Origin of the sequence: Clostridium sp. UBA4548, from assembly GCF_002387895.1 — a bacterium.
Taxonomy (GTDB): Bacteria; Bacillota; Clostridia; order Clostridiales; family Clostridiaceae; genus Clostridium_J.
On the sequence record NZ_DGLI01000002.1, the window covers coordinates 1 to 7,342 of the forward strand.

Sequence of the window (7,342 nt, forward strand, 5' to 3'; positions counted from 1 at the left end):
ATTATTTAGTGCGACAGCCCCATTAATTTTAAATTTAAAGCTTTTCTATAGCTAAATTATATAAATTAGAACTCTTGCTCAATTAATCCGTAGTCACCATCATTTCTTTTATATAAAACATTTACTTGATTAGTGTGTGAATTCTTGTATACATAAAAGTCATGACCTAGAAGCTCCATTTGAAGTACCGCTTCTTCTTCTGACATAGGCTTCATAGCAAATCTCTTAGTTTTAACAATCTTTGGTTCTTCATCAGCTGAGTCATTTTCATAGGAAGATATATTTTGGAATCTTAAGGAATCTTCATAATTTCTTCTTTGAAGTTTAGTTTTTTGTTTTCTAATTTGTCCTTCTAATTTATCTATAACTAAGTCTATAGCACTATACATATCACTATTCTTTTCTTCTGCTCTTAGCATAACATTATTGAAAGGAATTAAAACCTCTATTTTGTGAAAATTTCTTTCTACACTTAATGTTGCTGTAGCACTAACATTCTCTCCAAAATACTTTTCTAGCTTTGATAGCTTTTTCTCTACTATAGATTTTAGTGCATTTGTTAGTTCTATATTCTTTCCTACAGTTCTAATTTTCATAATTACAGCCCCTTTCAAAGTTAACAAGGACTTTTTAAACAATCCTCTTGTTAAGTATATGTTTTCTTTAATATTTTATTATTTTTCTCTGTAGATTATTTATATATTTGATGATTATATTTTAGTATTAATTCCATTTGTTTTCAAATAGTATTTGTGCCAATTTTCTAAAAATAATACTCATTATTCATTAATACCTATTTCTTTCTCCTTTATAATCCTTATAGCTTGCAACTATACTATATGAAATTTTATTAAACTTATGCTATAATTTAAATACACGGGCTATTATAGAACCTTTTAGTAGGTAATATATCAACTGCTTAAATTTCTAAAATGAAATTTAAGTAAAATATATATAAGCTATGTTTTTTAATTTTATTGAAATAAAAAAACACCTTGATTTCTCAAAGTGTCTTCTAGTCGGTTGACCTGGTCTTTGACCCCACACTCGCCTGCTGGAGCTTTTGCTACCCAGATTTAACTTCTCACTACTAACCCTCTCGCCCGAAAGCGGCAGGACTTACTTCTAAGCCGCACCATGCTCGTTAAAACTTTGTTTAACTTACGTGGATCGTTTCGCCTGCGACTGGCATCGACTTTCAACCACAAACCCGACTCACTTTTTATATTATACTCTACTTTTAGCAACAGTCAATACATAAACTTCTTTTGCTCCAAATTTCTTTAACACACTAGCACAATAAAAGGCTGTAGCACCAGTAGTTACCACATCATCAATAAGCAAAATGTTTTTGTCTTTTATATATTCTGGATTTATACAGGTAAAACTATCTTTAATGTTATTCCACCTTTCGGCAGTACTTAATCCTATTTGATCCTTTGTAGTCTTTATTTTTTTAAGCAAGGCTTTACAAGGTATATTGGTTTCACTACTAACCTGACTACAAATAACCTCACATTGATTAAAGCCTCTAGTCCTTATAGTTTCTTTACTACTGGGAACAAAAGTTATTTCATCAACTTCCTCTTCTAGTCTGCTCTTAATAAACTCAGTAATATATTCCCCCATTACTTTAGCAGCATAAAAATTTCTTTCATATTTTAGTGCTAAAATTAGCTTTTTAATTGAGTAAGAATAAAATCCTAAGGAATAGCATTTAAACTCTTCTTTTCCATCCTTTAGATAATAGTCTGAGTAATTAATTTTTACTAGTTGCTTGCACTTTGTGCACAACAAACTTTCACTACTTGTTGAATTGCATAATATACAATTTTCCATTCCGCAAAAAATTATATTCATGATACAATTTAAAACATACTTTAAAGCCTTAAAAAGCCTGCTTCCCATGCCTTTTTATTTAACTCCCTCAAAATTTCTTTAGCATTATCCATGTCTTCACTTAATTCATTTGATAAAAAAATTACTTCTCCCCTGTCTAAGGATCTACTTCTACTAGCTCTGCTAGATAAATAAACTAATCTTTTATAGTCAAATATTTTATGTTCTGCAAAAAAAACCATTACATTAATTCCTGTTAAATCCACATCACCATTATCAAAACTATTTGTAATCATAATTCCCTTAGCTTTAGCCAAAAACTTCAACATACTCCTATTGTGCTTTTCATCCGATTTATAGCTGAAGATATTTTTAGTTAACTTATTCCTAAACCTAATTAAATAATTATATATATTTTCTACCTTTTCATTATCAGGAACATAAATCACTACCTTCTTATCTGAAATTATAGACCAATTTAAATAATCGTAAACCACCTGTGGTAAGTCATCATTAACATTCACTCTAGTATTTATGATTCTAGGTTCCACTAAAGGTTTGCCATTATTATTCGGACATTGAAACAATGTAACTTCATTATAAAAAATAGGTTCAATAGAGTAGCCGATCATAGTACCATATCCCTTACAACAGCTCTCTAACAATTTTCTTATAGATTCCTTATCATGCATGGGCATAGAGTTAATATCATCATAAATTACAAGGTCAAACTTTTCCTCTAAATATAGTGCTTGATTATGATTGATAATATTTAATCCCTGTTTTAGTATCTGTTGTAACTTGTATCCTAAGTAATTGCATTTAATTCCTTGACTTTTAAGAGTACTTGCCAAAAAAACATGATTTTCACTCTCATTTGTAATATAAAGTACAGTCTTGTTTTGCGACAAAGCATAAAAAATAATCTTTTTAAATATTTCTGGTGTATTATAAAAAAATGAAACTACATTGATACTGCTAATTTTTGATTTAAAATGACTTATCAGCTTCTCATCTATATTTTCTTTAGTAGTAATTTCTTTGCTCTCTTTCGGAATCAACATAAAATCTCCCCTTGATTAAACCTCAAATATTTGCTTTATTCTCCACTTAAGTCCCGAATATCTCTCAAAACTTCTATCATTATCTTTCATAAACTGAATTGCTTTAGAGCTTCCTACTAGAACAACTAGCTGTTTAGCTCTAGTAATACCCGTATAAAGTAAGTTTCTGTTCATAAGCAAAGGTGGTCCCATAAACATAGGCATAATAATCACAGGAAATTCACTCCCTTGACTCTTATGTATTGTAATAGCATAGGATAGTGTAAGTTCTTCCAAATAGGTATCATCATATTCTACGATTTTATCATCCTCAAAGTTCACAATTACCTTGTCATCTTCTTCATTTATATCAATAATATACCCTATGTCTCCATTAAAGATTCCAATTCCTTCTTCTTCGCAATGGGTTGTATGCTTACTCCACTTAATATTATAATTATTTTTAGTTTGCATAACCTTATCTCCCACTCTAAAAATAATATCTCTATATTCTTTTTCAGGTTTATTCTTTAATTTAGGATTTAGTATACCTTGAAGCTCTTTATTTAAATTGTCAACTCCTACAACGCCTTTTTTCATTGGAGATAAAATTTGAATGTGCTCCATCTTGTTCCATTTGTTATTAAACTTAGGTAGTCTATTATTTATGAGAGAAATAATTTCTTTTAAAATAATTTCTCCTTCAGGTGATTCTATAAAATAAAAATCACCGTTCTTTTTGTTCAACATAGGCATTTTACCTTCATTTATAAGGTGGGCATTTACTACAATCATACTTTCTCTTCCCTGCCTAAATATTTCATTTAGTCTTACAACCTTTACTGCATCACTTTCTATGATGTCCCTTAGCACATTTCCTGGCCCAACAGATGGAAGCTGGTCAACATCCCCAACAATTATCAATCTAGTACCTAAAGTGATAGCACTTAAAAGATTATTCATAAGGTTTATATCAATCATTGAAGCCTCATCTACAATAAGCACATCACATTCTAGCGGGGATTCTTCACTTTTATAAAGCTGAACTGCTTCTTCCTCTCCCGCCCCTAGCTCCAGTAGCCTGTGTATAGTTTTAGCTTCTCTTCCAGTGGCTTCACTCATTCTTTTAGCTGCACGTCCTGTAGGAGCAGCCATATAAACTTTTTTTAGTGCCCTTTCAAATATATCTACAATGCAATTTATAATGGTAGTTTTACCTGTACCAGGGCCTCCAGTAATAACTTCTACCCCATTATTCATAGCACCCTTAATGGCTTCTTTTTGAGATTCTGCTAAGGTTATATTATTTTTTTCCTCAAAGGTTTTAATTTCTTCATCTACGTTAATATCTACTTCCTCGTAGTGAGAAGTAGCCAGGGTTATAATTTGCTTTGTAACACCTAACTCAGCATATAAGTAAGGTATAGTAAAAACACCTTTTGTTTCTTCTATATCCTCTACTTTTAGTTTTCCTTCTACTACAGCTTCGTAAATACAATTATTTAAAGCTTCTTCCTCTACCTCTAGGATTTCTTTTCCTTTTAAAATCAGCTTATCCATAGGCATAAAGGTATTTCCTATAGAACAAAACTCATTAATTATATAGTTAATTCCACTTTTAATTCTAAATGGCGAATCCTTATCTATTCCTAAGTGTCTGGCAATCTTATCTGCGGCTTTAAATCCTATACCTGCAACTGTTTCCGTTAATATATAAGGATTGTCCTTTACTATACCTATGGAATTACCACCAAATCGTTTATATATCTTCATAGCTCCATTTGGAGATATTCCAAAGCCTTGGAAAAACATTATGATTCCCCGAACTTCTCTTTGACTAGAATAGGACTTCACTATAAGTTCAATTTTTTTAGTTCCAATACCTTTAATTTCATTTAATCTCTCTATATTATTATCTAAAACTTCTAAAGTATTTTCCCCAAAAAAGTCTACGATTTTCTTTGCTGTAATAGGCCCAATTCCTGTTATAATTCCACTTCCCAAATACTTCTCTATTCCTGATTTTGTAGTTGGGAGAATTTCTTCTATTACATCCACCTTTAGCTGCTGTCCAAATTTAGCATGAGTAACCCACTCCCCTGAAATGCTATATTCATTTCCTTCAACTACATAAGGTATGGTTCCCACTATAGTAAATGTATTAGTACCTGAACTTATTCTAGCTATTGTATATCCATTATCGTCGTTTTTAAAAACTATATTACTAATTACACCTTGAACTGTTGGCATAATATCTCTCCTAAAATTTTATATATAAAGTGCATTAAAAACTTTCTACGTTACAAGCTTTCTATTCTTAATGCGCTTTTATATAAGTTCCTTTATATTATTTTTACACTTTACAAAGGTTTTACTTATATACATTTTATTATAACATAAGGATCTTACTAGAGCATTACATTAATATTCTGGCTAATATTGCTTAAAGCTTGAAGTAAAGTGCTAACTATATAGTATATTTTAAACAATATTACTCTGTTACAAACTATTCTCCATAATAATTACTCCCTATTTTACATAATCCCTCATAATTACAACTTTATAATATAATAGCTACATTTTACCTTGTGTATAAAATAAAAAAGCCTAAAGCTTATGTTACACCTCTTAAATTAGATATAACTAGCTTTAGGCCGCTTGTTTTTAAAGTGGGCTATAAACTATAAATATTTTTTTATTTCTTCTACTTTATTTAACTTCTCCCATGGTAAATCAAGGTCAAGTCTTCCAAAGTGTCCATAAGCTGCAGTTTGCTTATAGATTGGTCTTCTTAAATCTAAGTTTCTGATTATAGCAGATGGTCTTAAATCAAATACTTTCTCAATTAATTCAACAATTTTGTCATCTGAAATCTTACCTGTTCCAAAAGTCTCAACTTCAATTGACACTGGTTTTGCAACTCCTATAGCATAAGCTAATTCAATTTCTAGCTTATCAGCAACACCAGCAGCAACTAAGTTTTTAGCAACCCATCTTGAAGCATAAGCAGCAGATCTATCAACTTTAGTTGGATCTTTTCCTGAGAATGCACCACCACCGTGTCTTCCATATCCACCATAAGTATCTACAATAATTTTTCTTCCAGTTAATCCTGAGTCCCCTTGTGGTCCTCCAATAACGAATCTTCCTGTTGGATTTATGTAGTATTTAGTGTTTTCATCTAGTAATTCAGCTGGAACTATTGCTTTTACCACATGTTCCATTAAATCTTTTTCTATTTGATCACGTTCAACTTCTGGTCCATGTTGAGTTGAAATAACTATTGTATCAATTCTTACAGGTTTATTATCTTCATATTCTACAGTAACTTGAGTTTTTCCATCTGGTCTTAAGTATGTTAAAGTACCATTTTTTCTAACTTCAGTTAATCTTCTAGATAATTTGTGAGCCATAGCTATTGGTAATGGCATATACTCTTCAGTTTCATTTGTAGCGAAACCAAACATCATACCTTGGTCTCCTGCTCCTATAGCTTCATCCCTATCAATTTCACCTTTTTTTGATTCTAAAGCTTCATTAACTCCCATTGCTATATCACTTGACTGTTCATCTATAGATGTTAAAACAGAACAAGTATCAGCATCAAAACCATACTTAGCTCTTGTATATCCAATCTCTGCTATGGTTTGTCTTACAACCTTTGGAACGTCAACATAACAGTTTGTAGTAATTTCTCCCATTACTAAAACCATACCTGTTGTTACTGCTGTTTCGCAAGCAACTCTTGCTGTTGGGTCTTGCTCTAATATTGCATCTAATACTCCATCGGAAATTTGATCGCAAATCTTATCTGGATGTCCTTCTGTAACTGATTCTGATGTAAATAATCTTCTCATTTTCTATCTCCTCTCTCTTCTGCCAGGTCATCTGTAAAATAGTAGTTATTTTCTTTTAGATGCCTCTTAAGCTTTAAATATAATAAGGAAATTTCCTTATATTTCTAATTACAAAGAATAAAAAACCTCTTCTAAGATAAGAAGAGGTTGATATTTCCACTCTCTCTTATCTTGCAGACTTTACTGCAGGAATTGGCACCATTGTGCTTGCACTGGTTGCCGGGTTTCATCGGGCCCTGTCCCTCCACCTCTCTGGATAAGAGTTATTATTAAGTTTTTTATTTTCTAGTCTAGACTAACATATTAATTTTCCTATGTCAATATGTTCGCTATTAAATACCTTCAGGTTTATTCACTACAAGGATACTTAATCCTAAAATTACAACATATAGGTTCTTTATACAGACCCAGTTGTCTTAGAGCTCTTAGGTGATTTTAAAAGAAATAAATTTAAAATTCATAGACAATAAAAAAACACCTAATAAGTAGGTGTTTTGGTGGAGGAGGACGGATTCGAACCATCGAAACGAAACGTAACAGATTTACAGTCTGCCCCCTTTGGCCACTCGGGAACTCCTCCATATTTGGAGCTGGCAATAGGAA

5 protein-coding genes, 1 tRNA gene and 1 riboswitch are annotated in these 7,342 nt (G+C 31.5%); all 6 genes read right to left on the reverse strand.

All coding sequences use genetic code 11. The features are described 5' to 3' along the window. Window positions 1-65: 65 nt before the first annotated feature. A complete protein-coding gene (gene hpf, locus B3040_RS01205; RefSeq protein ID WP_291569437.1) occupies window positions 66-596 on the reverse strand; it encodes a ribosome hibernation-promoting factor, HPF/YfiA family in 531 nt (176 codons plus the stop codon). Window positions 597-1,227: 631 nt separating this feature from the next. After that, the gene (locus B3040_RS01210) at window positions 1,228-1,860 is read right to left on the reverse strand and encodes a ComF family protein (RefSeq protein ID WP_291569438.1); all 633 of its coding nucleotides are present in this window, start codon (window positions 1,858-1,860) and stop codon (window positions 1,228-1,230) included. Window positions 1,861-1,880: 20 nt separating this feature from the next. Then, entirely contained in the window at window positions 1,881-2,903 is a 1,023-nt protein-coding gene (locus tag B3040_RS01215) for a hypothetical protein (RefSeq protein ID WP_291569439.1), read from the reverse strand. A 15-nt stretch (window positions 2,904-2,918) separates the two neighbouring features. Continuing rightward, entirely contained in the window at window positions 2,919-5,132 is a 2,214-nt protein-coding gene (locus B3040_RS01220; RefSeq protein WP_291569440.1) for an ATP-dependent RecD-like DNA helicase, read from the reverse strand. Between the two features lie 431 nt (window positions 5,133-5,563). Continuing rightward, complete coding sequence (gene metK / locus B3040_RS01225; protein WP_291569441.1) at window positions 5,564-6,739, reverse strand: methionine adenosyltransferase; 1,176 nt, start codon at window positions 6,737-6,739, stop codon at window positions 5,564-5,566. Between the two features lie 163 nt (window positions 6,740-6,902). Further along, a riboswitch (SAM riboswitch) is annotated at window positions 6,903-7,002 on the reverse strand. 232 nt (window positions 7,003-7,234) lie between these two features. Continuing rightward, window positions 7,235-7,319: transfer RNA gene (locus B3040_RS01230), tRNA-Tyr, on the reverse strand. Window positions 7,320-7,342: the final 23 nt, after the last annotated feature.

Excerpts from the sequence above, each read along its gene's own strand:
- hpf (WP_291569437.1), bottom strand. The coding sequence starts at position 596 with ATGAAAATTAGAACTGTAGGAAAGAATATAGAACTAACAAATGCACTA.
- metK (WP_291569441.1), bottom strand. The coding sequence starts at position 6,739 with ATGAGAAGATTATTTACATCAGAATCAGTTACAGAAGGACATCCAGAT.
- B3040_RS01220 (WP_291569440.1), bottom strand. The coding sequence starts at position 5,132 with ATGCCAACAGTTCAAGGTGTAATTAGTAATATAGTTTTTAAAAACGAC.
- B3040_RS01210 (WP_291569438.1), bottom strand. The coding sequence starts at position 1,860 with ATGAATATAATTTTTTGCGGAATGGAAAATTGTATATTATGCAATTCA.
- B3040_RS01215 (WP_291569439.1), bottom strand. The coding sequence starts at position 2,903 with ATGTTGATTCCGAAAGAGAGCAAAGAAATTACTACTAAAGAAAATATA.